Genomic DNA, 17,735 nt, shown 5'->3' with positions numbered 1-17,735 from the left:
GTCTCGCACCTTACTCTCCAACCAACTTCAATAAAAGTAAGAAAAGGTAGGAAGCTCTTAATCTGGCTACCTACCTTTAACATTAAATCACAAAATCTAAAAACACCTTTAGCTCCTTCGGCTTAGCAAATACAGAATCTCCCTCTTGTAGCTGAAGTTCTTCCCGGTTTTCCTTCGATATTTCAAGTTCAATTGTCTCCTTATTATCTTTCCTTTGTAGTTCCACTCGTACAATTGGCCCGACTGCATGGATATGCTCTACTATAGATGCTATTGATGTTTCATCAGAGGCTACTTTTTCCAGAATGAAGTCATGTGGTCTAGTATAACCAATTCCATTTCCGTCTTGATTTTTTTCAATTCCCGATGCTTCAAACGTATAATCTCCCGTTTGAAGCTTACCATTTCTTACTCTACCTGAAAAAGTATTAACACTTCCTAAAAAGTCATATACAAATGGATTTGCAGGATTTTCATAAACCTCTATCGGGCTTCCAACCTGTTCGACTTTTCCATCATTCATAATCACAATTCGATCTGCTACATCTAAAGCCTCCTCCTGATCATGTGTCACAAACACACTCGTAATTGGAAAGTCATTATGAAGCTTACGTAGCCAACGTCGAAGATCTTTTCTAACCTTTGCATCAAGAGCACCAAATGGTTCGTCAAGAAGTAGCACTTTGGGTTCTACAGCTAATGACCTTGCTAAAGCTACACGTTGACGTTGACCTCCTGACAGCTCATTAGGATAACGATCACCAAATTGCTCCAGCTTAATTAGCTGTAATAGTTCAGTTACCTTGTTCTTTATTTCTTCCTTACTAGGTCGGAACTTCCTTGGTCGAACCCTTAAACCATAGGCAATATTCTCAAAAATGGTCATATTCCGAAACAATGCATAATGCTGAAAAACAAAACCAACCTGCCTTTGACCAATACTTACATTTGACAAGTCCTCTGAATCAAACAATACGAATCCTTCATCAGGCTGCTCAAGCCCCGAAATAATGCGTAATAACGAAGTTTTCCCTGATCCTGAAGGACCTAGTAACGCTACTAGCTCTCCGCTTTTAATATCTAAATTAATATCTTTTAAAATGGATGTTTTTCCAAATGACTTAGATATATTTTGTATTGAAATAGACATACGTGTTCTCCCTTCCTATCCAACCTTCCTTGATCGATAATTTCCTTTTCTCTCGACGATATTTTTCACTATTAACGTGATAATGGCCAAAATGGACATTAATGATGCTACTGCAAAGGCCGCTGAAAATTGATATTCGTTATATAATATTTCAATATGAAGAGGCATTGTATTTGTTAAACCACGAATATGACCAGAAACTACTGAAACAGCTCCGAATTCACCAATAGCTCGTGCATTGCACAAAATGATTCCATAAAATAATCCCCATTTAATATTAGGCAATGTTACTTTCACAAATGTCTTAAATCCTCCAGCTCCTAATACCAAAGAGGCTTCTTCCTCAGAGGAACCTTGGCTTTGCATAAGTGGAATAAGCTCTCGTGCTACAAACGGTAATGTCACAAATGATGTGGCTAATACAATACCAGGTAAAGCAAACAATATTTTAATGTCATGGCTTTGAAGCCATGGACCAATCCAGCTATTAGGTCCGTACAATAAAATAAAAATCAACCCAGCTATGACTGGTGAGACAGCGAATGGTAAATCAATAATTGTTATTAAAATACTCTTGCCTTTAAATTGATATTTTGAAATCGCCCAAGCTGCCGCCACTCCAAAAATGGCATTAATAGGGACGACAATAACCGTAACAAGTAAAGTTAATTGAATGGCTGCTAACGCATCAGGTTGTGTTATAGCAGCTATATAAACATTTATCCCTTTTTCAAATGCTTTTACGAATATAGCAGTTAACGGTAATACTAAAAAAAATGCTAAAAATAAAAGCGCAAGTGAGATTAGAATTATACGTACAATAAACGGTTCTGTTGTTCGATGAACAGTGCCCTTTCTTGAAACAATCTTTTTATTTATTTCTGTACCCGATTGCATACTCTCTCTCCTTACCCATTTTGAAATCTTCTACTAGAGAACCATTGTAAGAGATTGATACATAATAAAAGAATAAACGTTGTCACTAACATAATTGAAGCGATTGCAGTAGCTCCCACATAATCGTATTGTTCTAGCTTAGTCATAATAATAAGGGGAGTTATTTCGGTTTGATATGGCATATTTCCAGAAATGAAAACAACAGAACCATATTCACCAAGTGATCGTGCAAATGATAAAGCAAAGCCTGTTAAAATAGCAGGTACTAACTCTGGCAAAATGACCTTACGAAAGGTTTGAAGACGTGTTGCTCCCAAAAGAGAAGATACTTCCTCGACTTCTTTCTGCATATTTTCAAGAACTGGCTGAACTGTTCGAACAACAAATGGTAAACCTATAAAAATAAGAGCTATCATGATGCCAATTGGCGTATAAGCAATTCGAAAAGAAAAAAATTGACCAATCCATCCATTCGTTGAATACAAAGTAGCAAGTACTATACCCGCTACAGCTGTAGGTAATGCAAATGGTAAATCAACTAATGAATCCATCAATTTTTTCCCTGGAAATTCATATCTAGTTAATACCCAAGCAATTAATACCCCAAATACGCCATTTATACATGCAGCTACAAAAGCTGTTCCAAAGCTTAATTTATACGAGGCTACTGCACGACTATCCGTGACAGTTTCCCAAAAACCACTCCAACCTAGTGAAGAGGAATTAAGAAATAACATGGATAGCGGAATCAATACAAGTACGCCTAAATATAAAATCGTAAAACCGAGCGTTAAACCAAAGCCCGGTAATACTGATTTCTTTTTCCTATTTATTCTCTGATTGTTATTGCTGATAAATTTCATCAAAAGTCCCACCATCTTTGAAGTGTTTTTCTTGAGCTTTCTTCCAACCACCAAACTGTTCGTCAATAGTGATTAGTTCAATTTTAGGAAACTGTTTATTATATTTTTGTAATACCTCTTCATTACGTGGTCGATAATAATTTTTTGCTGCAATTTCTTGCCCTTCCTTACTATACAAATAGTTTAAATAACCTTCAGCCACTTCTCTTGTTCCTTTTCGATCTACTACTTTATCCACTACAGCAACAGGAGGTTCAGCTAGAATGCTAATTGACGGTGCTACAATTTCAAATTGATCTTCTCCTAATTCATTAATGGAAAGAAAGGCTTCATTCTCCCAAGCTATTAATACATCACCGATACCACGTTCTACAAAAGTAGTTGTTGCCCCTCTTGCCCCTGAATCAAGAACTTCTACATTTTTATAAAGTTTTTTTACAAAATTCTTCACTTGCTTCTCATCATTGTTAAATTTCTTCTCCGCAAATCCCCACGCGGCTAAATAATTCCACCGAGCTCCACCAGATGTTTTGGGATTTGGTGTAATGACAGACACATCTTTTCGAATTAAATCATCCCAATCCTTAATATTTTTCGGATTGCCTTTTTTCACTAAAAATACAATAGTCGATGTATAAGGCGTGGAATTATTCGGCAGCTTAGATTGCCAATCTTCTGATAATAACCCATTTGCTTCTGCAATAGCATCAATATCATACGCCAAGGCTAGAGTGACTACATCCGCCTCAAGGCCTTCCATCACTGCTCTTCCTTGTTTCCCTGAACCTCCATGAGATTGTTGAATCGTAACGTTTTGGCCCTTTTCTTTTTGCCAATATTTCACAAAGGCTGTATTAAATTCTTGGTATAGCTCACGAGTTGGATCATATGAAACATTTAATAACTCAACTGATTCTTTCTTTGACCCATTTTTCTGAGATTTTTTCTGTTCACCTGATGTTTGATTGCTTTTCGAACCGCAAGCAGTTAATAGCCCTATCAATAAGAATAGTGACAACAGGCCTACTAATTTTTTCATTTCCATTCCTCCGTTACATAATATTTTTGCTATAGAAAATATAAAAGGCTCTTAATCTAAAAAGTGGTATGTCACTCAATAGATTAAGAGCCTTCGGTTTTCCGATCAGCAATCAGCTTATTTTCTTATAACACACTATAATACTTACTATTCCTAGTTGTCAACTGTGTTTATAAAAATATTTCATTTTTCTGAATCTATATCACACTGAAGCCAACATTGGATTGGTCTTTTAGACAATAATAAAGGATATAGAAAAACGAATAAACTTCCGGCTTTATTTGTATACTTTGTTATCTATAAACGAGTACGAGTTATTGAATATAGACTGAGATAAGTTCCGCTCCAGTATGCTCCTTTACGATGGGTAGTTGAGCCTCCTCCGTACAAAGTGCCTGTGAGGCTAAACTATATCGCAACTCCCGCAAGAATTTCGCATCCACTTTACAATCCAATCGATCTTTTTATGCTCCTTTTATACACTGACTGAATTAAAACAACAATCTTCTAGAAAACATCCAAAAAGAAAAAAAGAACCACACTGGTCCTTATTATGGTTTATACTATTTTGTTAGCAATTTAGTCATGACTATCTAGTAAACTTAGCTTTGTAAACTTCCTTTCAACCATGGTCGGTGTCGATAGAAACCTATTGGAACTTGAATTAAGCTCGTTTTTCTATCCATTTTTATTTTATAGATTACATCACATTGATTCACATCATAACCAAGTAGTGGATGCCCTCCCATTCCAAGAGCCGTAGCTGCCAACAATAAACGTTGTACAAGCATGCCTGCTTCCATTTGTTGAATTCGATATCCTCTATAACCTAATTCTGTTTTCCAAGAATTCTTATTTCCCACAATATGAAAACATAAAGGTACTTGTTGTAAATTAACATTATCAAGACTCATAGCATATTGCAATTTAAGTCTATGATCACCAGGATTGATTTGGTATAACGAATGACTTTTACTATCGTAAGAATATGCTCCAGGAGCTATACCTTCAACATTATAAAAACAACCATAGATTGAGATACGTGACTCCTCTATACACTCTCCTCTATCCAAATCATTCCGATATGGGAACGAGACAGTAGCCTCTTGAAGTAACGTTGCTAGCTGCAGAAGAGTTACCTTTCCCAAAATAAAATCCATCTCTGGTGAAAACCGATTCTTACAAATCGTTGACAAATCATACGACAAATTCTCAATAAAAGGTAAATCTATTTTTTGCAGTTCCTCACCTTTACTCTTATTACTATTGTCCCATCGAAACATTTCCGTCGATTCCATCATGGAGGTTTCATTCATTTTACGTAACATAGGAAACTCTTTGACATACAATGATCGCACATAGTGATTACACTGAATTTTTTCTAATTCTCTACATAAATCAACATCACAAACAACACCATCTTTGTCACTTACATTAGTAAACCAGCTAGTAGGCTCTACCGAAAGTGGTACAATGGCATAAATACTCTCCTCCCGTTCAGATAAACCAAACAGATGGTTGACAGCCCGATCAAGAAACTGATAATACACACTTGACGCGAAACCGAAGCGTTTGGCTATTTCTAAAAGCTGCCCAAGCAATACACCGGTATCTAACCCCTGTAAACGATAGGAAAAATTATGATATTTAAAAAAGTTTTTCCAAAACATTGACGATATAAACACAACACCAAAACAAGTAGATATTTCGCAGCGGTTTCCAAGAGACTGTGCAATATAAGAGTCAAAATTTCCTTCTCGTAGTAACACTAAGCGGTGGTGGGCTACATCATAATGATACACACCATCAGGCAGATGTTCTAACTTCAAATATATATATAACTCGTTTGGATACAAAGCCCCACCAGAAGGAACAAATCGCCGAAATGTTTGCATAGTGTACACTGTTTGTTCTGAAGAATCCGATGGATAAACGATTTGACTAAATTGTGTCAGACCAAATACATACCAGAGAAAATGGCCCATTCTTTCAAAATCAGGCTTTGAGGGTAATTGCCATTCAAGAGTCAGCGGTGTTTCTAGAGAAAATGAAAACACAGGCAAATCACGGTAGAGCTTATAGGATAACGGAGCATCTTCCCAGTCTACTGTCCAATCTGGCGGACTTGCCTTTTCAATATCAAAATGTAAATTGTACAAAAATGTGTCTAGATTCATTATCCTACCTCCTAATCACCTCTTATGGAAAAGGATGCGGAAGTTGATTAAGCTGTTCTGGCTTCAGCTTTTGCTTTGTATACCCTAGTTCCATCGGTACCCTCAATACCCTTTCTAACCCTGTTAAGCGAGTAAGATGATGACCAAATGTCATCGGTAGCATTCCTGGAATTAAGACTTTTACACAATGTAATCCGTTCCGTTTAACATCTGATGTAGTCTGATCCACAACAATTACATCAAGCTTTAAACGCTCAAACACTTGAAGTATGTCTTTTAGATCATCCGTTAAATCCGAATGGTTTGACTTCCATTGAAACGCTTCTTCAAATGTTTGCATTGGACGATGATCATGTAGTAAAAAATGCAGTCGTTCCTCAGCTTGTGGCAAACCATACAGCATTCCATGATCATCCATCTTTTTTACTAACGAAGAATCATGTAGCATCCGAATATGTTCGTCGATATTCTCATCTAATTTATCATCAAGAGTTAGCATCATTCCAGCTAACTCATAAATCGCACTTTTCGCCGCTCTTATTGGATCTAAATGAGCACCAGCAGCACAAATGATATTTAATCCATTCTCTTTCCTATTATGGGCCAATGCCCATATACATGGAATACCATGCTCCATTGTTGAGTTATACAAATGGATATCATATCCGGCAACAGCTCTCGCACGTTCAATCATTAACAACAATTCTTGATCATTTGCTGAAGCAGGATCAAGACGAGGAAGGTTCAACTTAGCATACCAAGTTAGCAGAAACGAATCACGCTCTAATACTTCCATAATACCGTAGAATATAGCCTCTTCTAGACTTCCACCTACAGCACAACCATTAGAAGTTTCATAGACAAATCCCTCACCACATCCTAGGCTGTAGTATGCCAGTTGTTCAGGAACTAATATTGATTTATCTTGTATCAATGAATAAGCCCAAACCCAATGAATCGGCTGATCAGGACTAAATGGCAGATATGGAAAATCAGCTTGTTCATAATATTCCTTTGAATGTAAGCCTATCTCACTAGGGTTGAGTGCATGTACTTTTAGATTACGATAACTGTCAAAGATTACTGTTCGTTTGCCTCGAGCCATAATGCCACAATATCGCTCTATTCCCTCCATAATAGCCGTCAACTCACTTAACGCATACGAGTGAGTTCGACCTGCTGTTCCTTCATCCCCTATTAACAAAGGTAGAATAACACTTACATCAGCAAATGGAGGTACTAAGTCTATCATTTTATTATTTAAAAAACCTGTTTTGTAATCTAAATAGTCTTTCACTAGAACTTTACTTAAATCATCTATGGATCGACAACGATAACTATCGAGGCTTATTTTTGGACTTGCTTGTAGCGAAATTTTTGCTAAAGCAGGTGAATCGTCAGGTAAATTTCCACATACCATACATAACGGATTTGGTAAAAAAATATGCCATGAGTTACTTAAAGTTTTTAAGTTTGTTAGAGATAGACGCCCTTCTGTGTATAGTTTTTTACCTTCGAATAACCTATTCACTTCATTTTTTATGAGATGAGCCATCTGTAAAAGTCCTATCCGTGATGCTCCCACATCATTTTTTCTTCCTTCATGTACTAATTGCTGAGATATTTGCCACATTTCTTTTCTGTCGTGGCCAGCCATTAGCCGTCTGTAATCTGAACATTGTGAACACCCTGGAATACCAGGTTGCACAAATGGTCCGACTACTCCCATTCCAAATGAAACGAAACCACGCAACCAAGGTATACCTGCTGATTGGAACATTTCTTCTGATTTTTGATGTGTGGATGGATTCCAACCATCATCTAACACTATAGCTATATCAGTAGATTCTGGTATTCCTTTATCGAAATCAGCTTGGTGAATGACCTGATATTGATCGTTCAATTCTCTATAAACATAGTTTGCTAACTCACCCTCACCAATTATCAACACATCTCCATTCACCTTGATTCCTCCTCTCTCACCAAAACTCCAAATACCCCTGCTAGTTCTTCCTTGAAGGAAGGCTCTAATTCCATTTCAAAGACTTGAAGTTGTTTACGGTTCCTTGCTAATACAGTCATGGCAGACCTCAAAATTTCTAATTGTGTCATGGTTTCATGCAATGGAATGTTAAAGACTTCCTCTTGTAACATAGATATAGTCTTCATTCCCTGTCCTTTATCGTCCGCTAGTTGATCTTGAACTCCCTTAATTGCCTGTTGAAGTGCATTCCGTAACGCCATTGTTTTGTTTAATCCAATAGAGCCATACCAGTTATCTCTCGTAACAATCCATACTACTGGGAAGCCATATATTTCACTACCTAATCCTACCTTCGGAGCACCTTGCATAACATGTAATGCCTGTAAATAAAATAAACAACGTCCGTCTTTTATCGATTCTATATTCATTTGAACAACTCGATACTCTTGATTAAAATCTTGTTTCTCAAATTCATTTTCTAAACATTTTTGTAAGCCACGACAAATACTTTCTGCAAATGTTTCCCCCGTTCCAACACCGACAAATTCCACTAAATTCTCTTGAATATCTGGCAAAGTCTTAACAAGTTGGCTGACTGTACGTGAAGCGTAGGCTTCAATCCCAGCTAGCCCAGCTTCCCTCCGCACTTCTTCATGTGTTAATCCTGTACAAATCATCTCAGGTAACAGCTTTGCCGGTCCGATTGACATCGGATCAACTACTTGAACACGGCATTGAGCTAGCGGAATCTGATTTAAATCTCCTTCATCCCAAGTATGAAAAATTCCCACTTGCATCGATGTTATTTCATTAAAAAACATAAACAACTTGCCTGACTCATGTTTACTAGATTTCTGTAATAATCGTTGATTGAAGTCCTGCACCCAATTAGCAGATATTTCTCCACTAACGAGTGGATGTGTCAAATAAGGATGCCAACTTCCTTCTAGCGTTTCCAAATCAAGCAAAAATAACTGATTACTTTGTTCTGACCCAGATACTTTTGTCGTTTCTTTAAATAATTCAAAAACCAATACATTTGATAACATTGCTCCTGATGTTGAAGAAAAACTTACGAACTGCTGGTCATCCCCAATGACAGATTGATGAACCCGATGCCATGCAGATTCCCACTCCACATCAGAATTTGGAAATACCACTGGTCCTGCAAGACCTACATTCTGAAGACATATAGCAGGTATAAACATCTTATTCTCTTGTTTACAAAGCGAATGCAAATCTCTTAGCTTTTCTATATTACCCTCTTGTGAAACAAATAGTATACATTCAAATGGTTGGATTATTTCTCTCCAGGAACTGTGTGAGTTCTTCTGAAAAACCAATTCTTCCACTTCTACTTCAGAATCAGTTTTACGAGCATGTTCTACAATTTCTTTAATTCGTTTTCTATCAGTCTGTATAGAATCTGTAATGAAAAGTTGAAATTTAGGTAATCCAGATTCAAGTAATGCAGAAATCAATGAAGTCAAAAATGGCCCAGAACCGATAGCTAATACTTTTATCTGACGATATGATTGAAAACGGTATGCACCTGAATCGCCGAATTGATCTATAAATTCAATTTGTGAACCATATTTTCTAAGAAGATGCTCAGTTAATTGATGAGGACGATCTTGACTGACATCTCTAACGAAACCATTTCGATACAGTACTTCTGCAATTTCAAATAATCGATTTTTGTGTGGACCTGGCAATCCATCTGTTAAATCTCTTAGCGAATGCTCCCCGTTAAACATTGGTAAAAGCTTTTCGATCCACTGAATAATCGTACTTCCTTCCATACGAAATGAACTTTCATTGTTTCGAAAATATACACCTCCGTTTGAATCTGGGAGATAAAACGTATCCCTTTTTACTTTCAGACGCATAGTAGGGGTGATATTGGCCATTCCGATCCTCCTTACTGATTGCTAATGTTGTCTGCAGATTGACTTCCATTATCATCCTATGTATGACAATTTGTCTTTTATGTCTATTCATATTGAGAAGATTCCCTGCAATAGCTATTACAGGGAATCTTCTCTTCGGGAATTGAATTTTATATAAAAAATCCACCACACGGGCCAAAGAAACCAAAGCAACCAAAACAGCCAAAGCAACCAAAACCACCGCAACGACCGAAACCACCGCAACGACCACCACAGCGACCACAGCCACCACAACGACCACAGCCACCACAACGACGCGAAGCATCCATTACATATGGGTTTTGATTATAGTAGATAGCATCCGTTGTTTGGAAATCCCCTACATTCATCATTTGAAGCTCGTTTTGAAAATCATACATTTTGACATCCTCCGTTTCTCAATAATAAGAATGGACAAGCAAAATAATAGGGGTTGATTAACATAAGATAGGTACAACCCCAATATTTTACGTGCTCTCCTCATCAAAATATGTCCGCAATATAGGTATTGCTACTGCATGAAAAGCCTATTTATGAGAAAAGCGAAAGTGCCTTGATCGAATCTGACCAGCATAAGACAAACCGGTCAGAAGGTTACCCATTACCTTCTAGCCGGCTTGTCTTATGCTCACGAGGAACTAGCTGGAGACACTATACTTAATCCAAATTTAACTTTATCCCTCTTTCATTCAACTTTATCTTTAGCTGATTCAACTTTTCTCATTATTGATTCAACTTCCTATCGTAGAGCCTATTCAATTGATGTGCCATTATGCTCGTTGCTTCTTTACCAAATAATCGATTAAATTTATCTCCATATAACGTTGATTTCAAATGATTTTGCTATACAAAAAGAGAGTACACAAACTCTATCATTCCAATCCTTGATTTTTCAAGTAAAAGGAATGTATAAAGAAGTGCATTCTCATACATTAATCCTTATTATAAAACCTTTAAGACTGTTAATCTACCAGATATCTCCGGTCAACTTCTCATAGAAAATAAACTATTTTTGGGTAAATGTCTTTGGCATACAAACAGCTACGACCTCACCTTTTACACAAAGTGTATCATTTGCATATACCTCTGCATTTACTTTCCATTTCTTTGGATGAATTTCTTCTACTGTTCCAATTGCCTTTAGCACACAATTATCTGCGGTGGGTTTCATGAAGTCAACGTGCAATGATGCTGTCACAAAACGAGGTGGTTCCATTCCATCACCTGGCTCATGACCATTTTTTCTATGTAGGGCTAATGCTGCAGATCCTGTACCATGACAATCAATTAAAGAAGCAATCACTCCTCCGTATACAAAGCCAGGGATAGCCTTATGTTCAGGTAACGGCTTATACAATGTAACCGTTTTCTCACCATCCTCTAGCCAAGTTGTTCTAAAATGATGTCCTTCCTCATTTAAACGACCACAACCATAACACCAAGAGTAATCATCTGCATATTCATCTTGAACCGCTTTCACAACTATTTCTTCCATTTTATTCCCTCCTTTACTTTTTACTATAACATACCACTAGTAAGATTTTCGAATAGTAAAAAAATTAAAAACAACTAATCACAGATTGGTATCCGCTCAGGAAAGTAAACTGAAAGAAACCATTTTCAACATTGTAAAACAAAGATTCTATAAAACATGTGAAATTCTTGTTATAATACGAATCGAGAATACTTTCTCAGGAAGCTTACATGATTTTTTACGCAGTACATACAAAACGATGCGCAAGCAAGGTTATTTAGAAGGTTTACCTGAATATGCAATGTTTCCTGAACAATATATTTGGATGATGAAACAAATGAAGAAGCGTCGTCCTAATCGTAATGAAAGCCAGCTTCTTGCTAAAGGTACACCTGGCGTTATTTTAAAACTAGACATCCCAGAAGAAAATGTTCTTCTTTCCTGTTTTTCAACATGGCATGCGATACTTAATAATTCCCCTATCACCGATAGTTTAAAAGAATGGAAGGAATTTAAAGAAGCTGGTTTTCCAGAAGATAAGGTTCGTAAAACATGGGAAAGAGTATTTGATTTTGATTGGATAAATAGCTGTAATGAAGATAATTGGCTACGAAAAGTGGATTGGATACAAGGCGTTGTTCCGAGAATTTCTATGGATCAAGTTGTTAAAGTCGAACGCTTTATCGCAAAAGAACGTGGCATATAAACTCACCGAAACATCCTAAACTTATTTTGACAATTATACATATATACTAAATAAAGCTAGCTAAAAAATCTTTCCATAACAGATTTTTTAGCTAGCTTTTTTGAGTGATGTTTTACTTTTATCGATTTGTTTATTTATCCATATCTCAATGCTTCAATCGGGTCAAGCTTCGATGCTTTAATGGCTGGAAAAACTCCGAAGATGGCACCAACCAATAGTGAAAATGTGAATGATAATCCAATAACTGAAAGGCTATAAGCGACAGCCGTTCCCGTTATACTGGTGAAAATCTGTTCACCTATCAAACCCATTCCAATTCCAACAAGTCCACCTAATGAACTTAATACAACAGACTCTATCAAAAATTGAAATAAAATATTTCCTCTTTTAGCTCCAATAGCCTTACGAATACCAATTTCTCTTGTTCGTTCAGAAACAGAAACAAGCATAATATTCATAATACCAATACCACCAACAATTAACGATATAGCGGCACTTCCTCCGAGCATTAAGGTCATCGTTTGATTAACAGATGACGCGGTTTCCATTAAATCTTCTTGACTTGATACACTATAGCTGTCCTCATCATGAATGATTTGATATAGTGTTTGTTCTAGTCTAGATTCTGTAAAAGCAATCATATTTTCATTTTCTACTGTTACATAAACCGTTCCAATATCCGTTGTCGATGCTAATCTTTGTGCTGTGCTAAGTGGTAAGATAATCGTATTATCACCACTTGTTCCTAAGGAGCTTCCTATAGATTGTAAAACACCTATTACTTTATAGGATGTCCCATTGATTTTTACTGTTTCTCCAACAGGATCTCCTAGTCCAAATAATGTTTCAGCTGTATCAGATCCTAGTACAGCTACCTTAGAGCGATTACTATTATCTAAATCTGCTAAAAAACGACCGGATTGGAGCTGTAGATCACGTACATCCAAATAGGAAGACGTCGTACCAATCATTGATACTTGAGCGTTTGTTTGCTCTTTTTTCACCGTAACTCTACTAGAAACGGTAGGTGCGATATTTTTAACTCCTCTCACTTCTTCAAGCTGTTTCACATCATCTTCTTTAAAGCTAACATCTGAGCCAGTCACATTTACCGTTAATAAATTGGTTCCTAAGCTACCAATTTGATTTTGCACCTCTTTTGTAGAACCTTGCCCAATGGCAACCATGACAATTACGGAAGCGACGCCAATGATTATTCCAAGCATGGTTAAGAACGCTCGGGCCTTATTCCCTCTAATGCTCTTCAGTGCCATCTTGAATGTTTGCAAACCACTCACCTCCGTTTTCAAAAAGCTTACCATCATGAATTCGAACAATTCGGTTAGCTTGTTTTGCTACATTTAAATCATGTGTAATCAAAATAATTGTATGACCTTGCTTATTGAGCATTTTGATAATCTCTAGAATTTCTTTACTCGTTTTGCTATCTAATGCTCCCGTAGGTTCATCCGCCAACAGAATAGGTGGATGCCCAGCAAGTGCTCGAGCAATGGCCACTCTTTGTTGCTGACCACCAGATAATTGACTTGGCAGATGATTTGCTCTTTCAACTAACCCAACTTGATTTAAAGCCTCTAAAGCCAAATTTCTTCTTTCACTAGCCTTCTTGTTACTATATATAAGCGGAAGTTCGACATTTTCTATTGCTGTCAATTTAGATAACAGATTGAAGTTTTGAAAAATGAAACCAATCTTTTTGTTACGTATGCTAGCCAACTGGGAATCTTTCATTCTTCCTACGTTTTCACCATCTAATAAATACTCCCCAGAATCAGGGGTATCTAGACAGCCAATCATGTTCATAAATGTAGATTTTCCTGAGCCTGAAGGTCCAATTATGGAGATAAAATCTCCTTTTTCGATTTCTAAGGAAATATGATCTAATGCTACGACATCCTCATTACCAAGCATATAGGTCTTTGCCATATTTTTAATAGAAATGATAGGCTCCCCTACTTTATTTACCACCTTGACCACCACCTGTTGGAGGATTACCAGATGGACGATCGCCACTACCACCGCCTGACGTGAATCCTCCTGATGGACCACCACCTGAAGGCATATCTCCTCCTTGCATCATTCCTCCACCTTTTGATGAACTTCCACTGGATTGAATTTTTGGAATTTGTACTTGATCTCCCTCAGCTAATCCTTTCGTTATTTCTACATACGTATCATTCGTAATACCAGTTTCTACCGTAACCTGCTTCGTTGAATTCCCATCATCAGAAGGAACAATAACGTATTTTTCGTTACCTTTTGTATAGACTGCTTCAACCGGTACGTATAAAGCGTCATCTTTACTTTCTATTAAAATACTCGCTTCTGTACTCATACCAATTTTTAAATTTTTTGGATCTGTTATTTTTACCGTAACATCAAATGTAGATACTCCATTTGATGCCGTTCCTTCAGTTGCTACGGAAGAAACAATACCTTCAAACTTCTCTTCTTCAAATGCACTTGCTGTAATGTCCACTTTTTGATTGGCTTTAATTTTTGAAATATCTAACTCATCTACACTTATGGTCGTTAATAAATTCGTATAGTCTGTAATATGAGCTACGACTGTTGAACTATCAATTGATTCTCCACTTGAAATAGAAAGACTTGTGATAGTTCCCGTAACAGGTGCTTGTAAAAGGCTACCATCAGTAAAAGTAGCAATGGTCGCACCTTTTTTTACGACGTTACCTTTTGTTACTTTTACAGTATCTACCACCAAGCTACTACCACCGCCAGTAGAATTCATTTCACCGTCACTACTACTGCTAGTTTCTCTAGTTATAGGAGCTGTTATATCGTCACTATTTGTCATTCTTAATAAAACAGTTCCTTTCGAAGCAACACTACCACTTTTTACAGAAACAGAAGCAATCTCTCCATAATAAGGTGCAGTTACTACATCTCCATTTTCAAAAGTTACTAGTGGATCTCCTTTGCTTACAGTATCTCCAGACGAAATACTTACACTTTCAACAACTAAGACAGTATTAGAAGCTGTAACATCTTGATCTGTTCCCGTAGTAATGGAGCCTGATCCTGTTATAGCAACTTCTAAATTCCCTTTTTTTACCGTTGCAGTCTGTGTAGTTAATTCAGTGGTATTTGTATCCTCCTTATTCGATAAGAAATACCATGTTGCCCCACCTCCACCTACTAGGAGAATGACAACAATCAAAATAATCCATTTTTTCATTAGTTATCCCTTCTTTCTCTTAAACCGTTCTAACAAACCATCAGAGGCGGATTAACAAATTTCTCGCTGATGGAAGTTTCACTTTATTACATATTTGATGTTGAATTAGATTGACTATTTTGTTGAGAGCTCTGTGAATCTTGTGAATTATTCATTTGTGGTGGTGTCATTTGTCCACTTGGACGATCTCCACTAGGTCCACCAGTAGATTGCTTATAGATCAAATAACCTACTCCTGAAGTTGCTAGTATGCTTAATACTAAGTTGATAATTAGTAAGATTTTAATTAGGTTTTGTTTCATTACTTTCATTCCTCTTTCTTTCATGGATTTATTTGCTTGAGATGATTATTGAACAGTTTGCTTAAACAAACCTTAAAGAAATAAGAAAAACTTTCATCGATTATTTTTGGAAAAATCACTCAAAAATTAGTTACTCTGAGTAACTATTCTTGCATATAATAAAAAATAAGCATATAGTTACTAAGGGTAACTATTTTCAAAAGGAGGACCTCATGCATTCTCATCAAAAATTCTTTCATCAGTTTATGCTAGTTTATCGACCATTTATTAATGAGCTCAATAAGCAATTAGAGCCATACGAATTATTTAGTTCTCAATGGTCTATTATGTTTTTTATTAAAAACTATGGTCCATTAACTCTTGTAGAAATTTCAAATTTCTTTCATGTAGAAAAACCAACAGTAACTAGAACAGTGAAAGTTTTGGAACAAAGAGGGTATATCAAGCATATTCCCACAAAGGATAAACGAGAAAAACGAATTATTCTTACAGAGTTAGGAGAGAAAGTGTATAAAGAAATTCGTCAAAAGCTAGATATTTTTGATTCAGAGTTATTAAAAAACGTAACCGAAGAAGAACAGGAAATGATGATCCGTGTAATGGGAGAAATACGAAACAATATTATAGGGTAAGGTGACAAATATATGGGGAAAGAACGATTATGGACAAAGGACTTTTTAATTGTTGCATCAGCTAATTTTTTTCTTTTTTTATCTTTTTATTTGCTAATGGTAACTATTTCAGTTTACGCAGTAGATGAATTTGGAGCATCGCAAAGTCTAGCTGGACTTGCATCAAGTATCTTTATCATTGGCGTACTAATAGCGCGATTATACGCAGGGCCAACGATTGAGAAAATCGGTAGAAAAAAACTTTTATATATCGGACTTATTTTAAGCGTACTCACAGCTCTTCTTTATTTTGCGGTTAATGGTATGGTCTTTTTATTAATTAATCGCTTCCTTCACGGAATTGCATTTGGACTTGCATCAACGGCAACAGGTACAATCGTAGCCAATCTTATTCCAGATTCTCGTCGTGGTGAAGGAACAGGTTATTATAGTATGAGTGTAACTCTTGCAACAGCCATCGGTCCTTTTCTTGGACTATTTTTAAGCCAACATACAAGCTTTAGCACTATTTTTATTACAACTGCTATTTTTTCCATTTTTAGTTTTACGGTTTCTTTCTTTTTGAAGATTCCAAAAACAACATTAACAAAAGAACAAATTCAAGAAATGAAAGGTTTTAAATTTTCTAATTTACTAGAACCAAAAGCGATACCTATTTCATTTATTAGCGCCATTATGGGCTTTTGCTACGCAAGTGTTCTCTCATTTCTGACATTTTATGCGAAAGAAATTAATTTAGTATCTGCAGCTAGTTTCTTCTTTATCGTTTATGCAGTGTTCATTTTAGCATCTCGCCCATTTACTGGTCGTTGGTTTGATATGAAGGGTGCTAACTTCATCATGTATCCTTCTATCTTTCTTTTCGCTGTTGGAATGCTGTTACTTAGTCAAGCTCATCATGGCTTTATATTATTATTAGCAGGAGCAGTAATTGGACTTGGTTTTGGAACAATTCAATCAATATCTCAAGCAATTTCAGTTAAAGTATCTCCACCACATCGAATTGGTTTAGCAACTAGTACATTCTTTATCTTTACCGACTTAGGTATAGGTGTCGGACCATTTTTACTTGGTTTGTTAGTACCGATAACTGGATTCCGTACGATGTACCTAATTATTGGCATTGTAATTTTCGCTTGTTTATTTTTGTATTATATACTTCATGGAAAAAAAGCTACGAAGGGAAAAAATTTATTACAAGCAAGCTAAAAGAATACGTACATTTTGTCAAAATAATATATCAAACATAAAAGACACCTATCTCTTACTATAGGTGTCTTTTGAGTTCCGCTGTGAGTTGAGGCATCTGTGAAGGCATCCATTAGTTCTGGAAGATCTGTTCATACAAAAATTAGAGATAAAT

At 36.4% G+C, this 17,735-nt stretch carries 16 protein-coding genes; 3 read left to right on the top strand and 13 right to left on the bottom strand.

Annotated elements, in window-relative coordinates:
- Positions 1 to 82 precede the first annotated feature (82 nt).
- From BN349_RS03070 to BN349_RS03030, 9 genes are all read right to left on the bottom strand, one after another.
- Positions 83 to 1,150: a sulfate/molybdate ABC transporter ATP-binding protein gene (locus BN349_RS03070; protein WP_019240807.1), complete on the bottom strand. Its 1,068-nt coding sequence runs from the start codon at positions 1,148 to 1,150 to the stop codon at positions 83 to 85.
- Positions 1,151 to 1,165: 15 nt separating this feature from the next.
- Entirely contained in the window at positions 1,166 to 2,047 is an 882-nt protein-coding gene (cysW, locus tag BN349_RS03065) for a sulfate ABC transporter permease subunit CysW (protein WP_019240806.1), read from the bottom strand.
- Positions 2,048 to 2,058: 11 nt separating this feature from the next.
- The gene (gene cysT, locus BN349_RS03060; RefSeq protein WP_019240805.1) at positions 2,059 to 2,910 is read right to left on the bottom strand and encodes a sulfate ABC transporter permease subunit CysT; all 852 of its coding nucleotides are present in this window, start codon (positions 2,908 to 2,910) and stop codon (positions 2,059 to 2,061) included.
- On the bottom strand, positions 2,891 to 3,955 hold the full coding sequence (locus tag BN349_RS03055; RefSeq protein ID WP_187370340.1) for a sulfate ABC transporter substrate-binding protein: 1,065 nt from the start codon (positions 3,953 to 3,955) through the stop codon (positions 2,891 to 2,893). The genes cysT and BN349_RS03055 overlap by 20 nt, the downstream gene beginning before the upstream one ends.
- Before the next feature lie 596 nt (positions 3,956 to 4,551).
- Positions 4,552 to 6,126 carry a SagB/ThcOx family dehydrogenase gene (locus BN349_RS03050; protein ID WP_019240803.1) on the bottom strand — a complete coding sequence of 525 codons (1,575 nt, stop codon included), beginning with the start codon at positions 6,124 to 6,126 and terminating at the stop codon, positions 4,552 to 4,554.
- Between the two features lie 22 nt (positions 6,127 to 6,148).
- Positions 6,149 to 8,089 (bottom strand): TOMM precursor leader peptide-binding protein, encoded by a 1,941-nt coding sequence (locus BN349_RS03045; RefSeq protein WP_019240802.1) that lies wholly within the window; start codon positions 8,087 to 8,089, stop codon positions 6,149 to 6,151.
- On the bottom strand, positions 8,086 to 10,020 hold the full coding sequence (locus tag BN349_RS03040; protein ID WP_019240801.1) for a putative thiazole-containing bacteriocin maturation protein: 1,935 nt from the start codon (positions 10,018 to 10,020) through the stop codon (positions 8,086 to 8,088). The genes BN349_RS03045 and BN349_RS03040 overlap by 4 nt, the downstream gene beginning before the upstream one ends.
- 149 nt (positions 10,021 to 10,169) lie before the next feature.
- Complete coding sequence (locus BN349_RS23180; protein WP_019240800.1) at positions 10,170 to 10,418, bottom strand: heterocycloanthracin/sonorensin family bacteriocin; 249 nt, start codon at positions 10,416 to 10,418, stop codon at positions 10,170 to 10,172.
- Between the two features lie 626 nt (positions 10,419 to 11,044).
- Complete coding sequence (locus BN349_RS03030) at positions 11,045 to 11,533, bottom strand: PaaI family thioesterase (protein WP_019240799.1); 489 nt, start codon at positions 11,531 to 11,533, stop codon at positions 11,045 to 11,047.
- Positions 11,534 to 11,771: 238 nt separating this feature from the next.
- On the opposite strand from BN349_RS03030, the gene BN349_RS03025 reads away from it, so the two are divergent.
- Positions 11,772 to 12,218: a DUF3841 domain-containing protein gene (locus BN349_RS03025; protein WP_019240798.1), complete on the top strand. Its 447-nt coding sequence runs from the start codon at positions 11,772 to 11,774 to the stop codon at positions 12,216 to 12,218.
- Positions 12,219 to 12,352: 134 nt separating this feature from the next.
- On the opposite strand, the gene BN349_RS03020 is transcribed toward BN349_RS03025, so the two are convergent.
- The 4 genes from BN349_RS03020 to BN349_RS03005 all read right to left on the bottom strand — a co-directional run bounded on the left by BN349_RS03020 (position 12,353) and on the right by BN349_RS03005 (position 15,740).
- Positions 12,353 to 13,507, bottom strand: a complete 1,155-nt coding sequence (locus BN349_RS03020) for an ABC transporter permease (protein ID WP_019240797.1) — start codon at positions 13,505 to 13,507, stop codon at positions 12,353 to 12,355.
- The gene (locus BN349_RS03015) at positions 13,473 to 14,165 is read right to left on the bottom strand and encodes an ABC transporter ATP-binding protein (RefSeq protein WP_034293468.1); all 693 of its coding nucleotides are present in this window, start codon (positions 14,163 to 14,165) and stop codon (positions 13,473 to 13,475) included. Before BN349_RS03015 ends, BN349_RS03020 begins: the two co-directional genes overlap by 35 nt.
- A 31-nt stretch (positions 14,166 to 14,196) precedes the next feature.
- The gene (locus BN349_RS03010; RefSeq protein WP_019240795.1) at positions 14,197 to 15,438 is read right to left on the bottom strand and encodes an efflux RND transporter periplasmic adaptor subunit; all 1,242 of its coding nucleotides are present in this window, start codon (positions 15,436 to 15,438) and stop codon (positions 14,197 to 14,199) included.
- Positions 15,439 to 15,524: 86 nt separating this feature from the next.
- On the bottom strand, positions 15,525 to 15,740 hold the full coding sequence (locus BN349_RS03005; RefSeq protein WP_019240794.1) for a hypothetical protein: 216 nt from the start codon (positions 15,738 to 15,740) through the stop codon (positions 15,525 to 15,527).
- A 212-nt stretch (positions 15,741 to 15,952) separates the two neighbouring features.
- Between BN349_RS03005 and BN349_RS03000 the strand changes: the two genes are divergently transcribed.
- On the top strand, positions 15,953 to 16,372 hold the full coding sequence (locus BN349_RS03000; protein WP_019240793.1) for a MarR family winged helix-turn-helix transcriptional regulator: 420 nt from the start codon (positions 15,953 to 15,955) through the stop codon (positions 16,370 to 16,372).
- A 12-nt stretch (positions 16,373 to 16,384) separates the two neighbouring features.
- Positions 16,385 to 17,581, top strand: a complete 1,197-nt coding sequence (locus BN349_RS02995) for an MFS transporter (RefSeq protein ID WP_019240792.1) — start codon at positions 16,385 to 16,387, stop codon at positions 17,579 to 17,581.
- Positions 17,582 to 17,735 lie beyond the last annotated feature (154 nt).

Source organism: Bacillus sp. AP8 (assembly GCF_000321185.1).
Lineage (GTDB): Bacteria > Bacillota > Bacilli > Bacillales > DSM-1321 > Bacillus_AD > Bacillus_AD massilioanorexius.
Note: the sequence above shows the minus strand (reverse complement) of the source record. Positions and strands in the feature narration are given on the sequence as shown.